We start from the raw sequence: 20,631 nt of genomic DNA, 5'->3' as shown, positions 1-20,631 counted from the left end.
GTCATGCTCGTTATCCGTACCGGCAAGCCCGGCCATGGCAAGACCCTGAACACCATCCGCGAAGTGGACCAGAAGGCCCACGCCGAAGGCCGGGTTGTCTACTACCACAACATCAACGGCCTCAAGCCCGATCAGCTGCAAGCGCAGTGGTTCGAGTTCGAAGACCCCGAGAAGTGGTTCGAGCTGCCCAACGACTCGATCATCGTGGTCGATGAAGCGCAGGGCTGGTTCGGCTCACGCGATCCCAGGGCGCGGCCACCGGAGCACATCACCCGCTTCGAGACCATGCGCCACCAGGGCCACGAAGTGCACCTCGTCACCCAGGACCCGCGCTATCTGGATGTGCACCTGCGTCGGCTGTGCAACACGCACATCCACTACTGGCGCGTCTTCAAGTCCGCCCAGCTGCTGCGCTTCGAGTCGGAAGTGGTGGTGGAAAAAGTCGAGCTGAAAACCAGCTTCAAGGATGCCGACAAGAAGTCGCTGCGCCTGGATAAGCGCTACTTCGGCGCCTACACCAGCACCAACGCCAAGCACCACTTCCAGGCCAAGGTGCCCACCAAGTTCATCTTGGCCATCTGCGTGCTGATCGGTGCGGGCATCCTCGTCTATCGCGCCTATGAGCGCTACAACGCCGAGAAAGTCGCGCTCGAAGCCACCAGCAGCGCGCCGGCCGGGAGCATGGTCGATCAGGTGCGCGATACGGTCGGCGCCTTCATCCGGCCAAGCGCCTCCAACGCCGAACAGGCCGCGCCGCTCACCGTTGAGCAGTACCTGGGCAGGCGCGTACCCAGGGTGCAGGACCTGCCAGCATCGGCGCCGGTGTATGACGGCCTGACCGGCCCGCAAACCTTCCCCAAGCCCGTGTGCATCGCCACCACCGACCGCGATCTGATCGCCCGCAATTACAAGCGCATGCAGGTCGGTGACAGCGATGAAGGGCTGACGGGGTGCCGGTGCAACACCCAGCAAGGCACGCGCCTGGAAGTGTCGTTCGGCTTCTGCATGTCGGTCGTGCAGAACGGCTACTTCGACGACACCAAGCCCGACCGTGGCTCGCCGCAAGATCAGCGCAACCAGCAGCCACCACCTTCCACCTCGCCAGCCTATCAACCGAGCCAGCAGCAAGCCGGAACCACCGTCACGCGGGTGCCCTATGAGAAGGGGCGTTTCCTGTGGTGATGACCGTCAGCGCGCGTGCGCTCCGCGCTCTTTGCACGCACGGCGAGGCACGAGCCGGCGTGCAAACGCGCACGCTGACGTCCCTGTAGCACGTCAGATAAATCCAACCGAACAACCTTAGTAACCCATAGTGAAGGGGAAACAGAATGGCCAATAAAGACTTCAAACGAATCGACCTCCTGACCGGATTGGAAGACAGCCGAAGCCGGTTGTTCGTTGACCCGGGCACAGCCCGGATAGCCGATCTATCCAACGTCCGCTTGTTGCACTGCGGCGTCGATACGGTCCGCCAGCTGTACCGCGGACTGATCCGTCCCGAGGTCATGGCGCTGTTTGAGAAACCGGGCGTCATGGTCGAGTTTGCCGGTGAGTTCTGGCACGCCGGTCGTGTTGGCCGGGACTCGGGCTACCAGTACAAGCTCCAGAATGCCGACCTCGGGTTCATTCTGCTCATCAAGAACTTCAACGCGAAGCTGGACCAGATCGGCCCACACCTGAAAATCGAAGTTTCACCCCACGCTATCGACGCCCTGTCGCCTGAGCGTCTGCAAGAGCGCATGGACTACTACGCCGCAGCCGTGATGACGCACCGCGAGCGGAACCAATGCGCCGTCCACCTCGCCTTGGATCTGCAAGGCTGGACGCCCCCGGCAGATCTGACCGCTCGGATGCACTGTCGCGCTCGCGCAAACCGCGATATTTCGGGCATCAAGGAGATTCAATGGACCATGGAAGCTGCCACCTATGGTCGGGGGCAATCCTTCCTGTTCGGCTCCGCTGGTGGCGTACAGCTCGGGATCTACAACAAGACAATCCAGGCTCGCTCCCAAGACAAACTCGACTACTGGGAAAGCGTCTGGCGTCGCCGGGATTCGTTCGATTCGACCGATCCCGACAACTATGACCCGACCCAAGACGTATGGCGCGTCGAGCTGCGCTATCACCATTCGGTCATCCAGCAGTTCGCCAGTGGTTCGATTGACGCAAAGACCGGCCAAGCCCTCGAAACGGACTCCTATGCCGCCTTCTCAGCCCATCTGGACGGCCTGTGGCGCTACGGTTTGGGACAGTTCAAGCTGCTTGCCCGCCCCGGCTATTTCGAGCCGATTTGGACGCTGATCCGCGATGACATTCGTGTCGATGTGCCGGTCGATTCGCTGGTCGATGAAACGGAATACAAGCGCTACTACAAGACCTCACGGGGCTTCTCGGGCAAGAACGTGGAACTGTTCCTGGGAAACTTCGTAAGCCTGCTGGCACGGGAGCGAGTGGGCGCTAAGACCGCATTTGATCGATTGAAGGAATGGGAATGCTGGCCGGTGATTCGCGATCACTACGCCTCGAAGGATATGACGGAGCGGGACCTGTACAAGCACATAAAGAACCTGCTCCAGGAACGGCATGTGCGATGGGGTCGCGCTATATGACGGCACGTAAGGACGGTAAGACCTGGACGGCTGACTTCTACGATAACGGGAGAAGCGGACGCCGTATCCGCAAGAAAGGCTTTCTAACCAAAGCCGCTGCCCAACGCTACGAAACGGATTTCTTCAAAAGCCTGACGCAAACCGGGCGACCGATGGATGATCGGCTATCGGATCTGGTTAATCTCTGGCATCAGCTGCACGGCTGCACGCTCAAGGACGAGAAGACACGTTTGTCGAGAACGCTGGCGATCGCGAAACGGCTTGGCGATCCACTCGTCTCGTCCTTTGACGCACTGGCGTGGGCGCGGTATCGGCAACAGCGGTTGAAAGTGGCGTCTCCGAATACCGTCAACCATGAGCAACGCTACCTGTCCGCCGTGTTCTCGGAACTGATCCGGCTCGGTGCCTGGGTAGGAAAGAACCCGCTCGCCAATGTCCGTCAGATCAAGACGGATCAGGTAGAGCTGACCTTTCTTACCCTGCCGCAGATCCGCCAGCTGCTCGAAGAGTGCAAACGCTCCACCAACAATCACACCTACCCCGTCGCCCTGCTCTGCTTGGCTACCGGTGCCCGCTGGGACGAAGCCGAGTCGCTGACCCGTGCCGCGATCTACGGCGGTAAGGCTCACTTCCACCGAACCAAGAATCGGCAGTCGAGATCCGTACCGATTCCGAAGGATGTTGAGGATCTGGCGTTGAAGGCGGGGATGCCTGGAAACGGTCGGCTATTCATGCCCTGCCGGTCGGCTTTCCGGTGTGCCTACAAGCGTTGCGGCTTCGACACCCCGGGCCAGATGACCCACATCCTGCGGCACACGTTCGCGAGTCATTACATGATGGCCGGTGGCGACATTCTCGGCCTGCAACGAATCCTGGGGCACTCGTCGATCACGATGACCATGCGCTACGCGCACCTGTCGCCGGATCACCTGGAGTCGGCACTGCGTCTCTCGCCGCTAACTCAAGCCGGCCACGCTATTGGCACGTGTTGACGAAGTAGCCAATAGGCGTATGATTCATTAACGCTTAACGTTAAGGATTAAAGCGTGATACTGAGTTTCCGATGCGATGAAACCCGGTCCCTGTTTGAATCAGGAAGCTCCAGGCGCTGGGGAAACATTCTGACTGTCGCAACGCGGAAGCTCGCGATGCTCAATGCGGCCACAGAGTTGCGCGACTTGCGCTCTCCACCCGGTAATAGGTTGGAGCTGCTGCAGGGCAACCGGGCCGGGCAGCACAGCATCAGGATCAATGACCAGTGGCGGATCTGCTTTGTTTGGACGGACGCAGGCCCGATGCAGGTCGAAATCGTCGATTACCACTGAGGAGGTGGCTACATGGCAATCAACGGCATGCGCCCCATTCACCCTGGTGAAGTGCTGCGCGAAGAGTTCTTGGAGCCGCTGGGCATCACTCCCGCAGCCCTTGCTCGTGCGCTGCATGTGTCGGCGCCGACCATCAATGACATCGTGCGCGAGCGTCGCGGCATTACTGCCGATACGGCTATCCGTTTGGGCCGTTACTTCGATACGTCCGCACAGTTCTGGATGAACCTGCAATCCGACTACGCCTTGGCAACTACCTATGCAGCAAACGGCGAAGAGATCGAACACGAGATCGAGCCATTGCGAGCAACCGGCTAAATATTTACCGTCTGCGCCCCAAAGCGAAAGCGACTATGAAAGGACTCACGATGAAAAACTTATTGATTGCCCTAATGATCGGCGCGGCGGTTTGGCATTTCTATCTCAAACCCGATGAAGGGCGCTCTAGCGCTACGGCTTACTCGAGTTCAGCTGCACCAGCTAAAACAGCTACGAGCTTTCCCAAAGTAGCGACACCCTCTTACTCATGTGACGGCCGCACTCATTGTTCGCAGATGAGATCCTGCGAAGAAGCTACCTTCTTCCTGAGGAACTGCCCGGGCACAAAAATGGACGGAAATATGGACGGCGTTCCGTGCGAGCAACAGCATTGCCGCTGAAAAGCGGCCTGTAGTCTAGCCGTAGTCACTTTGTAGTCACCGGCACAAACAAAAAAGGGGCTAGCTTTCGCTAACCCCTTGTTTTGTCTGGTGGCTACACCGGGACTTGAACCTGGGACATCAGCATTATGAATGCTGCGCTCTAACCAACTGAGCTATGTAGCCAAGTGGCGCGCATTATTCTCTGGTCGGTTTGGGCTGTCAACCCTGGCTCCGCAGATTTTTTATCCTTTTCAAACGGTTAGTTACGAACGGTCCATGGCGCCTAGGATGCGCCATGTGGGGCGCCGCTAGCGAAATGACGGCCGCGTGGCCAGCAGCAGGCCGGCGAAGATCAGGGTGCCGCCGATCCAGTGGAAGGGTTGCAGGGCCTCGCCGAGTAGCAGCCAGCCGAGCAGTGCGGTGAAGACGGGCATCAGGTAGCTGGCCATGGCGGCCTTGGCGGCGCCGACGACTTTTACGCCGTGGTTCCAGGCGAGGTAGGCGATCAGCGAGGCGAACACGGCGGTGTAGCCGATGGCGCCGAGGTTGGCCGGTGTGGCGGCGAAGCCCCCTACCCGGCTCAGTTCGTACAGGTAGAACGGCAGGATCAGCGGCACGCCCAGCAGCATCAGCACGCCGAGCAGCACCAGCGGTGGCACAGTGAGGAAACCGGACCAGCGCCGCAGCAGCAGCGTGTACAGCGCCCACACCAGCACGGCGAGCAGCATGATGAGGTCGCCAGCCTTGAACGACAGGCTGGCAAAGGTCTGCCAGCTGCCACGGCTGATCAGGTAGAGCAGCCCCGCCGCCGCCACGGACATGCCGAACCAGGCGCGCCGCAATGGCCATTCACCAAGCAGAAAACCCGCGCCGATGAAGGTTGCCAGCGGCAGGCAGGTATTCACCAGTGTCAGGTTGATCGCCTCGGTGCTTTGCGCGGCGGTGTAGAGCAGCGAGTTATAACTGGCGATGCCGAGCGCGGCGATCACCGGCAGGCGCCAGCCGGCGGCACGCAAGGTGGCGCGGTGCGTCCAGATGCCTTTGGCGACGAAGGGCAACAGCAGCGTGGTGGCCAGCACCCAGCGCCAGAATGACAGACTCAGCGGCGGGATCTGGTCATAGAAGGCACGTGCCACTAGCGCGTTGCCGCTCCAGCAGAGCACAGCGATGAGCAGACCGGCGAATGCCGGGGCGTGGCGGCTGTTCATCAGGCGTTACGCAGCGGACGCAGGCGGTATTGCGACGGCAGCTGATCGAGCCCGCTGACGGTGACGTTGAGGTTCTTCCACAGGCCATCCTTGATGCCGTAGATGCAGCCATGCACGGCCAGCGGCTGGCCGCGGTGCCAGGCGTTCTGGACGATGGTGGTGTGGCTGACGTTGGCGACCTGCTGGATGACGTTGAGCTCGCAGAGGCGGTCGACCTGCTCCTCTTCGCTGGCCAGCTTGGACAGGTGCACGCGATGCTCGTAGTAGAGGTCGCGGATGCTGCGCAGCCAGCCGTCGATCAGGCCCAGCTGGTCGTCACGCATGGAGGCGCGCACGCCACCGCAGCCGTAGTGGCCGGTGACGAGGATGTGTTTGACCTTGAGCACGTCGACCGCGTACTGGATGACCGACAGGCAGTTGAGGTCGGTGTGCAGCACGACATTGGCGACGTTGCGATGAACAAAGAGATCGCCCGGCAACAGGCCGACGATCTCGTTGGCGGGCACGCGGGCATCGGAGCAGCCGATCCACAGGTATTCCGGCGCCTGTTGCTTAGACAGTTTCTCGAAGAAGGTGGGGTCTTCTTCCTTGATGGCCTCGGCCCAGCGGGCGTTGTTCTCGAACAGCGGTTCCAGCTCGCTCATCTACGTTGTCCCTATGGTTCGGCCCCGCACCTTACGAGCCGGCCTGGCCTTTGACAAGCAAGGCCGGCTCGCGCGGGCGTTCAATCTGGCTCGACGAGTTCTTCCGTTTCGATGACCGTGGTGCTGGGCTGGGAGACGAACGAGCGCAGGTCACGCATGAAGTTGTCACGCCAGGCATCCAGATCGGCGGCACGAATGGCGCGCATCAGGTGCTCGTAGCGGTCCTTGCGCTCGGCCAGCGGCATGCTCAGGGCACGGTCGAGCGCTTCCGCCATGCCGACGCAGTCGTACGGATTGACGATCAGCGCGGAGGTCAGCTCGCGTGCGGCGCCGGCGAAGCGCGACAGCACCAGCACGCCGGGATCTTCCGGGTCCTGCGCGGCGACGTATTCCTTGGCGACCAGGTTCATGCCGTCGCGCAGCGGCGTGACGAAGCCAACGTCGGCGGTGCGGAACAGGCCCATCAGCACGCGGCGGTCGTAGCTCTTGTTGAGGTAGTGCAGTGGCGTCCAGTCGAGATCGGAGAGGCGCCCGTTGAGGTGCCCGGCCTGGCTTTCGAGTTGTTCGCGGATGTGCTGATAGGTGCGCACGTCGGAGCGCGAGGTCGGTGCGATCTGCAGGAATTCGACGTTGTTGCGGTGTTTGGGATAGCGGTCGAGAAACTCTTCGTAGGCGCGGAAGCGTTCCACCAGGCCCTTGGAGTAGTCCAGGCGGTCGACCGAGATGATGGTCTGGCGCGTCGCGTCGCTCGCCCGGCGCATGGGATGGGCTCGGCCTTTGTAGCCTTCGGCAAGTTTCTGGATTTCGTCCGGCACCACACCGATCGGGTACACCCCGGCGCGGAAGTTCTGCCCGTAGGCGGTCAAGCTGCCGTCCGGCTCGATCACACCGCGCACTTCGCGGGTGATGTAGTCCTGGAAGGCCAGGCGGTCGGTGTCGGTCTGGAAGCCGATCAGGTCGTAGTAGCAGAGGGTCTTCAGCAGCTCGTTGTGCGGCGGGATGGCGGTGAGGATTTCCGGTGCGGGAAACGGGATGTGCAGGAAGAAGCCGATGCGGTTGCGAATGCCCAGCTGCCGGCAGGCCTCGGCGAACGGGATCAGGTGGTAGTCGTGAATCCAGATGATGTCGTCGGGCTTGAGTAGCGGCTTGAGCTTTTCGGCCAGCATGCCGTTGACCCGCCGGTAGCCGTCGTACTCTTCGCGGCTGTAGCGCGCCAAGTCGATGCGATAGTGAAAAATCGGCCACAGCGTGTTGTTGGAGAAGCCGCGGTAGTACTGATCGTAGTCACGCTTGTTCAGCGGCAGCGTGACATAGGTGATGTTGCCCACTTCCTCGGTATTGATGGCTGGCGTTGCATTGATCTCGCCGCTCCAGCCGAACCAGATGCCACCGGCCTGGCGCAGCGCATCGTAGACACCGACGGCCAGCCCTCCGGCGGCTACCTTGCCCGGTTTGATTGGCGCCACGCGGTTGGAAACCACTACTAAACGGCTCATGGCAGTAAATCTCGCTCTAGTCGGGTTTTATTCTGGGTTCGGCCGGCACACCGGGTTCGTTCAGCAGCGCTTCGATCCAGCTGCCTACGGCAGCCACCGACGCCACCCGTTCGCGGGCCTCGCTGGGGCCGTCGCCGACCTTGATGGATCGACCGCCGAGCGCATTGACGGCGGCAAAGCCGGCTTCGTCGGTGAGATCGTCGCCAAGGAACACGGGAGTGCGGCCGGCGAACGGCGCTTCCTGCATGAAGGCGCGGATCACCTCGCCCTTGCTCGCGCCGCGGGGCTTGAGTTCGAACACGCACTTGCCGGGCTGCAGGGTCAGTACCTCGGCGTAACGCTGGACGAAGTCTTCGGCGAGTGTGCGGGCAACCTCCTCCAGCTCCGGCGCCTGACGGAAATGCAGGGCAAAGGCGACGCTCTTGTTCTCCAGGTGCAGGCCGGGATGCTCGCTGCAGGCCTGCTGCAACTCACGCTGGATGCGCGCCAGCGCCTGATTGTCGAGTGCCAGATTGCGCAGCTCACCCGTGGCATCACGGCGCTCGGCACCGTGGACGCCAGCGGCGGGAAGCTGCAAGGGCGCCAGCAGCGCATCGAGCTGCACGAGCGGTCGGCCGGAGATCACGGCGACGGGAATGCCGCTGGCATGCAGGCGTTCCAGGGCCGCGAGGGTGGCCGGTGGAATGAAGACGAGTTCCGGTCGGGGCTGAATCTCAGCCAGCGTTCCGTCGACATCGAAGAAGAAGGCGTAGCGCCGAGGCTCTGGCGCGGGTTGGTCGTTTTGATCATTCATGCAGAGTAGGACTCCGGATCACGCGCGGTGGTTCGTCCCCTTTTTCTCAAGACGCTCAGGCATCTACGGCCGCAGGAAAGGATGGACCCGAATGGCGTTATCGGCCAGCCGACAGCCCTGAATCTTCCCAGGGCAGCCGGGTCACAACCTGCATGACCGACGTTCTGACAGGAGACGATCATGAGCGATCAAAAACCCTACACCCCAACGGAAATCGACAACACCGAAGACCGCATGGGCTCCATCGAACAGCTCGATTTCGATCAGCGCCGTGACGAGCGCAAGGGCCGCATCGGCGACGAAGTGCCCGGTGAACAGGTGGCCGACGAGTTCTCCGCCGAACGCGCCGCCGAAGCAGGCATGACCGCGGGTGAAGTCCCGGATGGCGAGACCACGATGGACGACATGGCACCGGAAACGCTGATCCCCGAGGACGGCGCACGCTCGCCGAGCGAACGCGGCCATGGCGAGCCGGCCGATCAGGACCTGAGCGTGGTTTCCGAGCATGAAATCGGCGCCGATGTGGATCTCGACGAGGCCGAACTCGGCCGCTACGACCCGCTTGACGGCAAACCCTGGGACGGCCCCGCCAATGGCGACGAAGACACCGGCCTCAGCGGTGGCGATGCGGTACTGCGCGAGGACGACAGTGTGCTGTCGGACGAAGAACTGGAAGGCGAAGCCCCACTGGATTCGGGACGGGACAAGCGGCCGGGGGAATAGAGCGGAGCCATTTGCCGCACTCGGTAGGCGGAAGCGACATGGCCCCGGAGCTCATAAGGCGGTCTCGACTGACTTCGTAGATGTAGGGTGGATGTCGCCTTTTACAACCACCTTGACGCGAACACGGTGGATCGGTGAAGCGTGATCCACCCTACGAGCGGCGACAGTCGGAGATCGGGGTTTGCGAGACGTGGGCGGCAGCGAGCTGCCGGCCGCCGGAGCCTCGGCCTGCAGCGATCAATCCAGCAACGTACAGGCCATCACCAGCGCATCTTCACGCCCATCTGCCGCCGGGTAGTAGGCCCGGCGCCGGCCGACTTCGTTGAAGCCATAACGCTCGTAAAGCCGATAGGCCGTGGTGTTGCTCGCACGTACTTCGAGGAAGCATTCACGGCCGCCGCGTTCGCGGGCACGCTCCATCAGATGCTCGAGCAGGCGCAGACCGAGGCCGCGGCCCTGGCTCTGCGGCTTGACGGTGATATTGAGCAGGTGCGCCTCGTCGAGGATCAGGTTGATCACACCGTGCCCGACCTGCTGCTCGCCCTCGAACATCACCCAGCACTCGTAGGCACTCAGCGCGTCGTTGAAGATGCCGCGCGTCCAGGGGTGACTGAAGGCGGCGTACTCTATCTTCAACACGGCTTCGATGTCCGCCGCGGTCATCGGGCGGAAGCTGACAGCATCACTCATCACACGTACTCATGAACCTATGTGCCAGCGCGGCATGCTGCGGCGCAGGGTTTTCCACAGCTCGGCCTTGGCGGCCGGCTGCTCCATCAGCTGTTCCAGGCCGGGCATCGCCAGTGCGCGACCGAGCCCTTCGACAGCCAGTTCGCGATAGCAGGCGTCGACATCCACTTCACCGGCGAAACGCAGCGCCGGACGACCGATCAGCCAGATGCAATCGCAGCACATGTTTTCCAGCTCGGCGGCCATCACGCCCTGCACGTAATCACGCGCGGCTTCTCCACCTTGGTCGAGGCTGCCCTTGTTCAGCAGCGGCCAGCGAATCGGCTCGCCATCGCCGACCTGCTGCGGCTTGTCCGGCAGACGTGCGGCGCGCAGCAGGTCCTTGAGCAGGATGTAGGCCGGGTCGCGGCTCTGGAAGGATTCGCCGGTGGGCAACTCCACCACCAGCAACACGTTGCCGGCGCGCATCAGCTGCAGCGAGAAACGTGGCGGTGGCTCGATGGGTTTGGCAGGTTCGGCCGCCTGTTCTACCGCCGCAGCAGCAACCGGTTCCGGCTGCTTGGGTTCCGGCATGGCGATACGTGGGCGCGGCGCTTGCGGCTGCTCGACTGCCGGCGCTGCGGCCGACCGCTCCGCAACTGGAGCGGCCACGGACACCTCTGCTACAGGTGCAGCGGCAATCTCTGGCTCCGCTTCGGCCGCGACCGGCAACAGCAACTCCGGCCGCGACGGTGCGGCGAACGGCAGCTCAGTACGCGGCAGCCAGCTGGCTACCTGCATGGCGTCGAGGTAGGCGCGACGCCGGGCTTCGTTGATCAAACGCCTTCCACCTGCGGATGTGCCTTGGCGCCGACCTGCATCAGGTTCAGCGCGTTGAGGTAAGCCTTGGCCGAGGCGACGACGATATCGGTATCGGCGCCGTTGCCATTGACGATGCGTCCGCCCTTCTCCAGCCGCACGGTGACCTCGCCCTGGGAGTCAGTGCCCTGGGTGATGGCGTTGACCGAATACAGCTGCAGCGTGGCGCCAGAATCGGCAATCGCCTCGATGGCCTTGAAGGTTGCATCGACCGGGCCGGAACCCTGGGCTTGGGCACTACGCTCGGCGCCGTCGACGCTGAGCACCAGCTTAGCCTCGGGGATGGTGCCGGTCTTGCTCGCGACTTCCAGGGTGGCCAGCTTGAAGTGCTCAGGCGCTTCGTCGGCCAGGGTGTCGGAGACCAGCGCCTGCAGGTCTTCGTCGAAGATTTCGTGCTTCTTGTCCGCCAGCTCCTTGAAGCGGGCGAACGCGGCATTCAGCTCGTCGCCTTCCAAAAGGATGCCCAGTTCATCCAGACGCGAACGGAATGCGGCGCGGCCGGAATGCTTGCCCATCACCATCTTGTTGGCGTTCCAGCCAACCGACTGGGCGGACATGATCTCGTAAGTCTCGCGGTGCTTGAGCACGCCGTCTTGGTGGATGCCCGACTCGTGGGCGAAGGCGTTGGCGCCGACAATGGCCTTGTTCGGCTGCACCGGGAAGCCGGTGATGCCCGACACCAGGCGCGAAGCGGCGAGGATGTGCTCGGTCTCGATGCGGGTGTGCACATCGAGCAGGTCCTGGCGGGTCTTGATCGCCATGACGATCTCTTCCAGCGCGGCGTTGCCGGCACGCTCGCCGAGGCCGTTGATGGTGCACTCCACCTGCCGCGCACCGGCGACGACTGCCGCGAGGGAGTTGGCCACGGCCAGGCCCAGGTCGTTGTGGCAATGCACCGAGAACACTGCCTTGTCGGCGTTGGGGATGCGTTCGAGCAGCTGGCGGATGGTGTCGGCGTACTGGTGCGGAATCGCATAGCCGACGGTGTCCGGGATGTTGATGGTACGCGCACCGGCGTCGATGGCAGCCTCGATGATGCGGCAGAGGAAATCGATCTCCGAGCGCCCGGCATCCTCGCAGGAGAACTCCACGTCGGCGCACAGGCTGCGCGCCTTCTTCACCGCACGCACCGCCTGCTCGACCACCTGGTCCGGCTGCATGCGCAGCTTGTACTGCATGTGGATCGGGCTGGTGGCGATGAAGGTGTGGATGCGCCCGGAGTTGGCGCCGGCCAGTGCTTCGGCGGCACGCTCGATGTCGGCATCGACAGCGCGCGCCAGGCTGCACACGGTGCTGTCCTTGATGTTGTCGGCAACCAGCTTCACCGCGGCGAAATCGCCCGGGCTGGCGATGGCGAAGCCCGCTTCGATCACGTCCACCTTCAGCCGCTCCAGCGCACGGGCGATGCGCAGCTTTTCCTCACCGGTCATGGACGCGCCGGGGCTCTGCTCGCCGTCGCGCAGGGTGGTGTCGAAGATGATGACGCGATCATTGCTGCTCATAGGAAATCCTCACGGCTGCCGAGCGCCTCTCAGGGGGCGCTGTAGTCCGCGGATTGTCGCGTGAAATGAACAAAGCGGGAAGGCGAAGCTGCGTTTGGCTTGGGTTGTTGCAGCGTAGGGTGGAAAACCGCGAAGCGTTTTCCACCAGCGTTCCCCGTCGGTGGAAAAGCCTTCGGCGTTTTCCACCCTACGCCAGAAAACACAAAGCCCGCCTTTAGGCGGGCTTTGGGCTGATCGAGCGAGCTAGAGCCATGCAAGGCAAAAACAGGCGAGGAAGCGGAGTTTACTGCTGTAAATGAGCATTCCGAGCCTGTTTTTAACGCAGCAGGGCCGACGCGCAGCCGATCAAGCCTGATCCCAGGCCCGATCGCCGCGCTCATCCTTGATCCGAGTCGGCAGACCCATCACATCGAGCAGCTTGAGGAACGGCTGGGCCGGCAGCTCTTCGACGTTGACCATGCGCTGCGCATCCCACTCGCCACGCGCTACCAGCAGCGCGGCGGCAACCGGCGGTACGCCGGCGGTGTAGGAGATGCCCTGGCTGTCGGTCTCGACATAGGCTTCTTCATGGTCGGCGACGTTGTAGATGAACAGCTCGCGAGGCTGCCCGTCCTTAGTGCCCTTGACCAGATCGCCAATGCAGGTCTTGCCGGTATAGCCCGGCGCCAGCGAGGCGGGATCGGGCAATACGGCCTTGACCACCTTGAGCGGTACCACTTCCAGGCCTTCGGCGGTGCGCACCGGCTGCTCGGAGAGCAGGCCAAGGCTGTTCAGCACGGTGAAGACGTTGATGTAGTGCTCGCCGAAGCTCATCCAAAAGCGGATGTTCGGTACATCGAGGTGCTTGGAGAGCGAGTGCACCTCGTCGTGGCCGGTCAGGTAGAGGCTCTGTGCGCCCACGACCGGCAGGTCGTCGGTGCGTTTGACCTCGAACATGCGATTGGTCGTCCACTGGCTGTTCTGCCAGCTGTAAACCTGACCGGTGAATTCGCGGAAATTGATTTCCGGGTCGAAATTGGTGGCGAAATACTTGCCGTGGGAACCGGCGTTGACGTCGAGGATGTCAATCGACTCGATCTTGTCGAAGTATTCCTGCTGCGCCAGGGCAGCGTAAGCGTTGACCACGCCCGGGTCGAAACCGACGCCGAGGATGGCGGTGACGCCCTTCTCCTGGCACTCGGCCAGGTGCTTCCACTCGTAGTTGCCATACCACGGTGGCGTTTCGCAGATCTTGCCCGGCTCTTCGTGGATCGCGGTATCGAGATACGCGGCGCCGGTGTCGATGCAGGCGCGCAGCACGGACATGTTGAGGAAGGCAGAACCGACGTTGATGACGATCTGCGATTCGGTTTCTCGAATCAGTGCCTTGGTCGCTTCCACGTCCATGGCGTCCAACGCATAGGCCTTGATTTCGCCGGGCTGCTTGAGCCCGCCCTTGGCTTGCACGCTGTCGATGATGGCCTGGCATTTGGAGATGTTGCGCGACGCGATAGCAATACGACCGAGTTCGTCGTTGTGCTGCGCGCACTTATGGGCCACCACCTTGGCGACACCTCCTGCACCAATGATAAGAACGTTTTTCTTCAATTGTTTCACCCCCTTGTACTGCGGCCTCAGGAAAGGCTGGACAGGTAATCGTTAAAGTCGAACTCACGAACCACCTCGACGCTGCCGTCGAGCTGCTTTACCACGATGGACGGCATTTTCAGGCCGTTGAACCAGTTCTTCTTGACCATGGTGTAGCCTGCCGCGTCGATGAACGACAGCCGATCGCCGATGGCCAGCGGACGATCGAATTGGTACTCGCCGAAGATGTCGCCGGCCAGACAGGATTTGCCGCACACCATGTAGCTGTGCTCGCCGTCGCTGGGCGCCATCTTGGCGTTGAGGCGGTAGATCAGCAGGTCGAGCATGTGCGCTTCGATCGAGCTGTCGACCACCGCGAGATTCTTGCCGTTGTACAGGGTGTCGAGCACCGTGACTTCCAGCGACGCACTCATGGTGATCGCCGCTTCGCCCGGCTCCAGGTAGACCTGTACGCCGAATTTTTCCGAGAACGCTTTCAGCCGCGCGCAGAAGGCATCCAGCGGATAGCCTTCGCCGGTGAAGTGGATACCGCCGCCGAGGCTGACCCACTCGACCTTTTCCAGCAGGTGGCCGAAGCGCTCCTCGATGGTGGTCAGCATCTGGTCGAACAGCTCGAAGCTGCTGTTCTCGCAGTTGTTGTGGAACATGAAGCCGCTGATCTTGCCGATCACCGCCTCGATCTTCGCTGGATCGTGCTCGCCCAGGCGGCTGAACGGCCGCGCCGGGTCGGCTAGCAGATAGTCGGAGCTGCTCACCTGCGGATTGACCCGCAGGCCGCGGATGGTGCCCTCGGTGCCGGCCTCGAAGCGCTCCAGCTGGCCGATGGAGTTGAAGATGATCTTGTCGCAGTTGGCGACCATCTCTTCGATCTCGTCGTCGGCCCAGGCCACGCTGTAGGCGTGGGTTTCGCCGGCGAACTTCTGCCGGCCGAGCTTGAGTTCGTACAGCGAGGACGAAGTGGTGCCATCCATGTACTGCTGCATCAGGTCGAATACCGACCAGGTGGCGAAGCACTTGAGGGCCAGCAGCGCCTTGGCGCCGGACTGTTCGCGCACGTAGGCGATCTTTTCCAGGTTGCCCAGGAGCTTCTGTTTATCAATTAGGTAATACGGCGTCTGGATCATGTCTACGTGCCCCCAAGGGATTTCGCCGGACAGGAGCCGGCAGCTCCCGTTTGCAAAAGCCGCGAATTGTGCCGATTACCGGCGCAGATCGAAATAGATTTTCAACACTTCGTCACCATTCCAGGACATCCGGTAATGCCGCTATCGGCGGCTAACGCCGATGGCAGACAGCCTAGCCCAGGTGCGATGACGTTCGGGTGAATTACCCGCCTGACGTCACGCAGTGCGTTTCCAGTCGCCGGGCGGCCCTTCACCCGGAGCTCAATGCAGTACAATTCGCGCTTTTTCACTGGCTGGACTGGCGCCTCGATGATCGAACCCAAGCGCGTACTGCGTGCCCTCGCCGAACACTGGACGTTGCTCGAGCCGCTGTGCGAGCGCTTGGATGCCGGCACCCTGAGTCTGGTTGAGCTGCGTCATCAGCTCGCCGCGCAATTGCCCGAAGGCACGCCCACCGATATCACCGCCCTGCTCGACCAGTGGATTCGCCTGGACATCCTGGTGCCGGTGGCCAAGAGCCCCAACCGCTTCGAGCTGAACGCGCAGATCCACGACTTCCTCGCCTACCTGCGCCGCGAGCACCGCCTCGGCCTGTGCCTGGAGATCGAAGCCTACCTGCGCCATCTTGAGCGTCTGGCCGGACATATTCTCGATGCCTTCGAGATTCGCGACGGCAACGATCTGGCCCGCCAGTTGCGCCTGCTCGACATGCGCGTGCGCGATGTACTGAAGAAGCTTGATAACGACGAACAGGCGCTGGTCGCCGTGGCCGACCGGGCCAAGACCAGCGACCGTCAGATTCCGCTGCGCCAGCGCTATGCCGAGGTGCTGGCGACCTGGGACGAATACGTCGAGCCAATGATTCAGTTGGTTTCCGCCGACGGTGCCTTCGAGCAGGGCGTGCACCGCGTCGAGCAGGTACTGATGAAGCTACTCGGCGAGCAGCAGCGCCTCGGCCAGTTGGTGGACGACGATCTGCTCGTGCGCACCCATGCGCGCATCCTCGAGATGCAGACCACCGCCCAGCTGACGCTGCGCAAGGCCCGCGAGCTGCTGCTGCCGCTGCGCGAGGAAGCGCGCCGGCACAATGCCGTGACCCGCGGCGCGGCGCTGGCGCTGTCGGCGATCCGCAAGAAGGGCCTGGACGCCGTACCGCAGGCTTCGCTGCCATTGTTCACCCGTCCGCAGAGCACCTTTCTCGGCACCGCCAGCCAGGTCGAGGCCTACGTCTACGCCCTGGCCCGCTTCGAGCCGAAACCGGCGCAATTCCCCCGGGCCAGCGGCAAGCGCAAGGGCGAGCAACCGCGCGCACCGCGCACCGCCCGCGAGATGATCGAGCGCTGCCAGCAGGCACTGCCGCTACCGGACCTGATGGCCTGGCTGCTGGAGCAGGAACCCGAGGGCGCCACCGACGAGCTGCTCTACTGGTTCTCGCGCCTGTCCCGCGACACCCGCTTCCAGCGCGACCGCCTGGAGCGCCGCGAATACCTGACCCGCGAGCACTGCGTCAGCCTCAGCTCCTTCGCCCTGGTGGCCAACGCCAATGGCTGATTCCTACGTAGGGTGGACAACGCGCAGCTTGCCCACCTCCAGCCACGCCGAATCGAAAAGGTGGAAAAGGCTTCGCCGCTTTCCATGGGGCGGTCTTCCATACTTCGCTCACATCCGGCATTACAGCCAGGCCCCGCAGCCTGCCCATCGTAAGGCTCAGGTCGACGTCGCTTTCCGCTCCCCGCACCAACAGCCCCCTCTCCCCTATGGGGAGAGGGTTGGGGTGAGGGGCAGGCACCAACCAGCAGCACAGACAGGCCAAAGCCCATCAAATCACGCTGTGGAAATCACCTTGTTGATTTCTACCCAACGATCCAGCGAGCAACCTGAATGAACATCGACCTCAAGGAAATGACCCAGCTGGCGCCGATCTTCCGCGAGCTGTTCAAGGGCTATCACCTGTCGCGCAGCGAGCCGGAGCCCTACGCGCAGCTGTCGAACATGCAGGACCAGTACCGCGCACTGTTCAAGGCGCTCGGCTTCGAACTGGTCTGCGATCCGCGCGGCTTCTACTACTTCGTCCCCGAGCAGATGGGCGCGCAGGTGAACAAGACCGCCCAGCGCCTGGCGCTGTTCACCTTCATCCTCGTCGAACACCTGGCTGACCAGGGTCGCGATCCGCTGGCCGTGCTCGACGGCGGCAGCCTCGGTCGCGATGAACTGCCGGCGCTGCTGGACAAGTACCGCGACCTGTTCCTGCAGGCCGAAGTCACCACGCAGGAAGAACTTGAAGAAAAGGTCATCCGCCGCCTGACGCAGCTGGGCTTCGCCGAGGACAGCAACGGCGTCTACCGCTTCCTGCCGCCGATGCACCGTTTCCTCGACGTCTGCCTGTCGGTGCAGCAGGACCGCGATCTCGCCGCCAGCCTGCACAGCAGCGATCTGCCGTTACCAGCGCCGGAGCTGATCGCGGAAGACGACAGCGAGGACGACATCATCCTCATCGACGAGCCGCTGGAAGAGTCCGAAGAGGACGCCCTGGCCCGCGCCATCGCCGAAGAAAAGGAGCTTGAAGCATGAGCCAGGAACGCTACGGCATCCGCCGCTTCGCCCTGCTGAACACCGCCGGCTACAGCCTCGGCATTTTTCCGCTGGAGAACCCGCTGTCGGTCTACGGCGCCAACAACCTCGGCAAGTCCGCGTCGATCAACGCGCTGCAGTTCCCGATCCTGGCGCGCATGTCAGACATGAGCTTCGGCAAGTACAGCCTCGAGCAGTCACGCAAGTTCTACTTCGCCAGCGACACCAGCTACATCCTGGTGGAAGTCATGCTGCCCCACGGCCCGCATGTGATCGGCGTGGCCGGTCGCGGCCCGGGCGGCGGCTTCGGCCACCAGTTCTTCGTCTACCAGGGCTCGCTGGATCTCGACCATTACCAGCAGAACGGCACCTGCCTGCGCCAGCGCGAGCTGTTCGCCAACCTCGAGCGCGCCGGCATCAAAGCCTACGAGGCCAAGCCGGACGAGCTGCGCCGGCTGCTGGTCGGCGGGCATACCTCGATCCCGCTGGACATGACGCTGATCCCGCTGCGCTCGACCAGCGAGCAGAGCCTGAAGACCTTCCGCGCCCTGTTTATCAACCTGCTGCATATGAGGGAGATCACGGCTGCCAAGCTCAAGCAGCTGTTCCTCGATGCCTTCGAGCACAGCCTGCGCTCGGGCAGCGTCGACTACATCGCAGCCACCGAAGAAGCCTTCCGCGACGTGCGCCGCATGGAGCAGGACTACCAGGCACTGGTCGCCGCCGGCCCGCTGGTCGAAGCGCTGGCTTCCGGTGTCGCCCAGCGCGAGCTGCTGCGCGGCAAGCTGCATCGCCTGTCGCCGTTGCTCGACAACCTGCTCGGCACTTGGCACGACTACGCCGATGCACGCAAGGAAGAGCTGGTGATCCAGGCCGAGCACTACCGTCGCGAGCAGGACGGCCTGCAGAACGAACAGCGCGGTTCGACCGGCGAACTCATGCGTCTGGAGCGCGAGATCAGCGAAGCCCAGCGCTGGCTCGGCGAGCTGGCGGTGCTGAAGAACCGTTTCGCCCTGGTCGAGGACGCCCATGTGCTGGAGCAGCAGCTGCTCGCCGCCAAGGACGCCCATGACGAGCTGGCCGGTGCATTGGCGCAGTCCCGTCAGTTCTCCAGCGAAGACCTGGACGAGCGCCTGCGCGATCTGGAGAAGCGTTTGAAGTCGGTGAAGCAACAGCTCGATCACGCCGACAACAACAGCTATTCGCGCCTGCGCGAAGAGTTCTCCCAGGCCGACGTCGACCGCCTGATGCGCCTGTTCAACGGCCAGTTGTTCAGCCTGCCGCTCGGCGAAAAAGGCATCACTGCCGAGGGTGACGACTGGGTCAAGGCGGTCGAGGCCGTGCTGGATCGCTTCAAGGGCGACACCTTCTCGGTGCCGGGCCTGTCCATCGACCTCTCGCATATCGAGCCACCGGCGCTGCAGGCGCTGGCCGACCGTGCCGCCCTGCGCGACCAGAAGGATCGTCTGGAGCGCGAGCTCAAGCAGCTCAAGACGCAGCATGCGGTGGCCGTCGACCGCGCCGCAAGCAAGGCCCAGGCCGAGGCGCTGTATCAGGCCGTGCTCGATGCGCAGAAAGCGCTGGAAGACTTCCGCCGCAGCCAGACCCTGGCCGCCGAGGAGCCGGCGAAGCTGGAACAGCTGGCCCAGGCCGAAGCCGCCCAGGAAGAACTCAAGCGCACCAGTGACGCCTTCGCCGAGCGCGTGCAGCATTTGTCCGCCAAGCTGCAGCTGGTCGGCCGTCAGCTGGCCGATCTGGAAGCCAAGGAACGCACGCTCGAGGATGCCCTGCGCCGCCGCCAGCTGTTACCGGCGAACCTGCCGTTCGGCACGCCCTTCATGGACCCGGTGGACGACTCGCTGGACAACCTGCTGCCGCTGCTCAACGACTACCAGGACAGCTGGCAGGCGCTACAGCGCGTCGACGGCCAGATCGAGGCGCTGTATGCCCAGGTGCGCCTGAAGGGCGTAGCCAAGTTCGATAGCGAGGAAGACCCCGAGCGCCGCCTGCAGCTGCTGGTCAATGCCTACGCCCACCGTCAGGACGAGGCGCTGACCCTGGCCAAGGCCCGCCGCGCGGCCGTCACCGACATCGCCCGCACCCTGCGCAATATCCGCAGCGACTACGAAAGCCTCGAGCACCAGCTGGCGCTGTTCAACCGCGAGATCAACAAGCGTCAGGTTTCCAACCTGGCGAGCTTCCGCATCGTGCTGGCGCCGAACAAGGATGCGCTCAAGCACATCGACCAGATCATTCACAGCGCCGGGCAGTACGAGGAAGGCGAGACGCTGTCGGTGTTCGATCTGTCCCAGTCTTCCGAACAGGACGCGAAGAACGAGGAAGCCAAGGAGTATCTGGCGCGGCTGGTGGCGGCGAACAACAACCAGCTGGGCCTGAAGGACCTGTTCGAGCTGGCGTTCGAGATCACCAAGGTTGGCGGCCAGCCGGTGATCCACACCGACATCGACGGTGCGGCGTCCAACGGCACCACCATGACCATCAAGGCGCTGACCAACATGTATCTGTTGCTGCACCTGATGGACCGCGAGCAGGCCGGGCGCATCCGCCTGCCCTACTACCTCGACGAGGCGGCTGACATCGACGAACGCAACCAGCAGGCGCTGATCGAAACCAGCCTGCAGCTGGGCTTCGTGCCGATCCTCGCGTCGGTGAAGCCACAGGTCTCCGCGCACGTCGCCATCGACCTGGAGGGCGGCAGCGGGCCGGCCGGTATCTACATCGACGAGGCGGACTGGAAATACATCAGCCGCCGCGAACCGATCGCCAGCGAGCACATTGCTTCAGCCCAACGGACCGAAGAACCGGCCTGATCTCCCTGCAATGAAAAAGGGCCCCGCGG

At 63.0% G+C, this 20,631-nt stretch carries 19 protein-coding genes and 1 tRNA gene; 10 read left to right on the top strand and 10 right to left on the bottom strand.

Going from position 1 to position 20,631, the window contains the following annotated elements:
- Positions 1 to 3 precede the first annotated feature (3 nt).
- From CW305_RS18975 to CW305_RS18950, 6 genes are all read left to right on the top strand, one after another.
- On the top strand, positions 4 to 1,182 hold the full coding sequence (locus CW305_RS18975; protein WP_104098621.1) for a zonular occludens toxin domain-containing protein: 1,179 nt from the start codon (positions 4 to 6) through the stop codon (positions 1,180 to 1,182).
- Between the two features lie 146 nt (positions 1,183 to 1,328).
- Positions 1,329 to 2,609 (top strand): hypothetical protein, encoded by a 1,281-nt coding sequence (locus CW305_RS18970; protein WP_104098620.1) that lies wholly within the window; start codon positions 1,329 to 1,331, stop codon positions 2,607 to 2,609.
- On the top strand, positions 2,606 to 3,601 hold the full coding sequence (locus CW305_RS18965; protein ID WP_104098665.1) for a phage integrase: 996 nt from the start codon (positions 2,606 to 2,608) through the stop codon (positions 3,599 to 3,601). The genes CW305_RS18970 and CW305_RS18965 overlap by 4 nt, the downstream gene beginning before the upstream one ends.
- Positions 3,602 to 3,655: 54 nt before the next feature.
- Complete coding sequence (locus tag CW305_RS18960) at positions 3,656 to 3,934, top strand: type II toxin-antitoxin system RelE/ParE family toxin (RefSeq protein WP_090522284.1); 279 nt, start codon at positions 3,656 to 3,658, stop codon at positions 3,932 to 3,934.
- Positions 3,935 to 3,946: 12 nt separating this feature from the next.
- The gene (locus CW305_RS18955) at positions 3,947 to 4,252 is read left to right on the top strand and encodes a HigA family addiction module antitoxin (protein WP_104098619.1); all 306 of its coding nucleotides are present in this window, start codon (positions 3,947 to 3,949) and stop codon (positions 4,250 to 4,252) included.
- 35 nt (positions 4,253 to 4,287) lie between these two features.
- On the top strand, positions 4,288 to 4,593 hold the full coding sequence (locus tag CW305_RS18950; protein ID WP_336604898.1) for an excalibur calcium-binding domain-containing protein: 306 nt from the start codon (positions 4,288 to 4,290) through the stop codon (positions 4,591 to 4,593).
- A gap of 88 nt (positions 4,594 to 4,681) precedes the next feature.
- On the opposite strand, the gene CW305_RS18945 is transcribed toward CW305_RS18950, so the two are convergent.
- The 5 genes from CW305_RS18945 to otsB all read right to left on the bottom strand — a co-directional run bounded on the left by CW305_RS18945 (position 4,682) and on the right by otsB (position 8,716).
- Positions 4,682 to 4,758, bottom strand: a tRNA-Met gene (locus tag CW305_RS18945).
- Between the two features lie 125 nt (positions 4,759 to 4,883).
- Positions 4,884 to 5,783, bottom strand: coding sequence for a DMT family transporter (locus tag CW305_RS18940; protein WP_104098617.1), 900 nt, complete (start codon positions 5,781 to 5,783; stop codon positions 4,884 to 4,886).
- Entirely contained in the window at positions 5,783 to 6,427 is a 645-nt protein-coding gene (gene can, locus CW305_RS18935) for a carbonate dehydratase (RefSeq protein WP_044316322.1), read from the bottom strand. Before can ends, CW305_RS18940 begins: the two co-directional genes overlap by 1 nt.
- An 80-nt stretch (positions 6,428 to 6,507) precedes the next feature.
- Entirely contained in the window at positions 6,508 to 7,923 is a 1,416-nt protein-coding gene (gene otsA, locus CW305_RS18930; RefSeq protein ID WP_015275953.1) for an alpha,alpha-trehalose-phosphate synthase (UDP-forming), read from the bottom strand.
- Between the two features lie 16 nt (positions 7,924 to 7,939).
- The gene (gene otsB, locus CW305_RS18925; protein WP_104098616.1) at positions 7,940 to 8,716 is read right to left on the bottom strand and encodes a trehalose-phosphatase; all 777 of its coding nucleotides are present in this window, start codon (positions 8,714 to 8,716) and stop codon (positions 7,940 to 7,942) included.
- Between the two features lie 180 nt (positions 8,717 to 8,896).
- On the opposite strand from otsB, the gene CW305_RS18920 reads away from it, so the two are divergent.
- Positions 8,897 to 9,439: a hypothetical protein gene (locus CW305_RS18920; RefSeq protein ID WP_104098615.1), complete on the top strand. Its 543-nt coding sequence runs from the start codon at positions 8,897 to 8,899 to the stop codon at positions 9,437 to 9,439.
- 237 nt (positions 9,440 to 9,676) lie between these two features.
- Here CW305_RS18920 and rimI read toward each other — a convergent pair whose 3' ends face one another.
- The 5 genes from rimI to CW305_RS18890 all read right to left on the bottom strand — a co-directional run bounded on the left by rimI (position 9,677) and on the right by CW305_RS18890 (position 15,200).
- Positions 9,677 to 10,129 carry a ribosomal protein S18-alanine N-acetyltransferase gene (gene rimI, locus CW305_RS18915; RefSeq protein WP_003281964.1) on the bottom strand — a complete coding sequence of 151 codons (453 nt, stop codon included), beginning with the start codon at positions 10,127 to 10,129 and terminating at the stop codon, positions 9,677 to 9,679.
- Positions 10,130 to 10,138: 9 nt separating this feature from the next.
- Complete coding sequence (locus CW305_RS18910) at positions 10,139 to 10,948, bottom strand: energy transducer TonB (protein WP_104098614.1); 810 nt, start codon at positions 10,946 to 10,948, stop codon at positions 10,139 to 10,141.
- On the bottom strand, positions 10,945 to 12,489 hold the full coding sequence (locus tag CW305_RS18905; RefSeq protein WP_104098613.1) for a 2-isopropylmalate synthase: 1,545 nt from the start codon (positions 12,487 to 12,489) through the stop codon (positions 10,945 to 10,947). The genes CW305_RS18910 and CW305_RS18905 overlap by 4 nt, the downstream gene beginning before the upstream one ends.
- Before the next feature lie 345 nt (positions 12,490 to 12,834).
- Positions 12,835 to 14,076: a saccharopine dehydrogenase family protein gene (locus tag CW305_RS18895; RefSeq protein WP_104098611.1), complete on the bottom strand. Its 1,242-nt coding sequence runs from the start codon at positions 14,074 to 14,076 to the stop codon at positions 12,835 to 12,837.
- A 26-nt stretch (positions 14,077 to 14,102) separates the two neighbouring features.
- The gene (locus tag CW305_RS18890) at positions 14,103 to 15,200 is read right to left on the bottom strand and encodes a carboxynorspermidine decarboxylase (protein WP_090522293.1); all 1,098 of its coding nucleotides are present in this window, start codon (positions 15,198 to 15,200) and stop codon (positions 14,103 to 14,105) included.
- A gap of 264 nt (positions 15,201 to 15,464) precedes the next feature.
- On the opposite strand from CW305_RS18890, the gene mksB reads away from it, so the two are divergent.
- From mksB to mksF, 3 genes are all read left to right on the top strand, one after another.
- Entirely contained in the window at positions 15,465 to 16,751 is a 1,287-nt protein-coding gene (gene mksB, locus CW305_RS18885) for an Mks condensin complex protein MksB (protein WP_104098610.1), read from the top strand.
- A 330-nt stretch (positions 16,752 to 17,081) separates the two neighbouring features.
- Positions 17,082 to 17,771, top strand: a complete 690-nt coding sequence (gene mksE, locus CW305_RS18880; protein ID WP_104098609.1) for an Mks condensin complex protein MksE — start codon at positions 17,082 to 17,084, stop codon at positions 17,769 to 17,771.
- Complete coding sequence (gene mksF / locus CW305_RS18875) at positions 17,768 to 20,602, top strand: Mks condensin complex protein MksF (protein WP_046621344.1); 2,835 nt, start codon at positions 17,768 to 17,770, stop codon at positions 20,600 to 20,602. The genes mksE and mksF overlap by 4 nt, the downstream gene beginning before the upstream one ends.
- Positions 20,603 to 20,631: the final 29 nt, after the last annotated feature.

Source organism: Stutzerimonas kunmingensis (assembly GCF_002929225.1).
In the GTDB taxonomy this organism is placed as follows: Bacteria; Pseudomonadota; Gammaproteobacteria; order Pseudomonadales; family Pseudomonadaceae; genus Stutzerimonas.
The sequence above is the reverse complement of the archived record's forward strand: the minus strand, read 5'-3'. Positions and strand labels throughout refer to the sequence as shown.